This is a genomic window from Shewanella sp. SM32 (genome assembly GCF_025654235.1).
Lineage (GTDB): Bacteria > Pseudomonadota > Gammaproteobacteria > Enterobacterales > Shewanellaceae > Shewanella > Shewanella oncorhynchi.
The window spans coordinates 1-1,630 of the sequence record NZ_JAKKRO010000144.1 but is presented as its reverse complement, the minus strand read 5'-3'; the positions used below and the strand labels follow the sequence as shown (position 1 = coordinate 1,630).

The following is a 1,630-nucleotide window of genomic DNA, read 5'->3' as shown; positions in this document are numbered from 1 at the left end:
GAACGACGGTATTCATTGGTCGCATCATATTGCCACCACTGAGGGGATTTTTCCTGATGTAAAATACACTTATATACCGACCTTATGTAATCATTGTGATGATGCACCTTGTGTAAAAGTCTGCCCGACAGGGGCTATGCACAAAGATAAGCGCGGCTTAACGCTGCAAAACAATGATGAATGTATTGGTTGCAAGAAGTGTATGAATGCTTGCCCATACGGCGTGATTAGTTTTAATGCGGCAACACCACATCGTCGTTGGCAGGATGACTCAGAGGTGGTCGCGAACGGAACTGTATCTCCACTGATGCTGCTCAAACGCACGGGGGCTGCTGCATCACCCAATGAAAACCCAGAGCGGGGTGATACTTACCCTGTTACACGACCAAGACGCACTACAGAGAAATGTACTTTCTGTGATCATAGGCTTGATAAGGGGTTGAATCCTGCCTGTGTTGACGCTTGTCCATCTGAAGCGCGGGTGATTGGTGATTTAGATGATCCGCAGAGCAAGGTATCCCAGTTGATTAAATTGCATAAACCGATGCAGTTGAAACCTGAAGCGGGAACGGGACCAAGGGTATTTTATATTCGCAGTTTTGGTGTTAAAACCGCTTATTAATCATATAGGTTAATTTGTTAGTTAAAGCCACAGATGAGATTCTGTGGCTTTTTACTTTATACGCGCCCTGTTAATCGCTAAACATCAGCGAATCTAATACCCCTTGGCCGCTGTGAACTCCACCCTCAGTCACCATGGCCGATTTGCTGCGAACTAAATATCCCGCATAACCGGGGTTGTCGCTATTAGAGCTATCCTCCATCACAGGCTCGCCATCAATGTGGACGGTGAACATGCCTATTTCAGGGATCATGTCATTTATGGTTTCTATCTTGCCGTTACGCACCACTAAGGCTGGTGTTGCTCTCGGTCTAGGGTGTAAGCGGCGCATCAGTGACCATGCTTGGTATTGCGCGGGTTCTAGCTCGGCTAATTCATGTGAAATATCGGTACCAAACAGGCAATTGCCACCGCCTTCACCTTGATTTTTTAGCACCCAAGTGTCTATTGGGGATGCTTCGACTAATTTGATACTCTCTGGGGTAACGGGGCGCATCTCGCCGAGGAGGGATTTGACCATTTTGGCTTGTTGCAGCGTTAAACCAAACTGAGTCAAGGACATTTCATCCATAGACGAGAGCAGCATCTGCATCCGCTTACTGGTTGCCAGTTGTTGCCCTACGGTGGCATTGACGGCAACGCGATGTTTTTCAATCAATACACGGATCGCCATCAGGGCTTGGCAGTTTTTGTTACCATTGATGTCAACGGATTCATAATCTGTATATTGATAACCCGCTCGCAGATAAACGGTATCAATAGTGCCTATGCCTTCGAGTATCAGTCTATGTTTTTCGCCTGTGGTAACTTGTTCTTGTAGTTCACTAAAGGTTCTGCGAATTGTTTGTATCTTTTGTTGTTGTAACGCGAGTTCGAGTAAATGTTGGTCAAACACATTGTCTTCATTTTCTTGCACTATCATCAAAAATCTTGCTGGCCCCGCATCTTCAAATTCCTGTTTTATCTTAAAGGTTGCTTTAGCTATGCCTGCGGATAATTGTTCAATGG

General features: G+C 45.7%; 2 protein-coding genes. One reads left to right on the top strand and one right to left on the bottom strand.

The genetic code is table 11. The annotated features are described in order from the left end of the window. A partial coding sequence (locus L5M10_RS23765) for a 4Fe-4S dicluster domain-containing protein (protein WP_263256090.1) occupies positions 1 to 622 on the top strand: 622 nt, incomplete at its 5' end. 70 nt (positions 623 to 692) lie between these two features. Here L5M10_RS23765 and L5M10_RS23760 read toward each other — a convergent pair. Next, positions 693 to 1,630: glutathione synthase (locus L5M10_RS23760; protein ID WP_263256089.1), on the bottom strand; the 938-nt coding region annotated here is incomplete at its 5' end.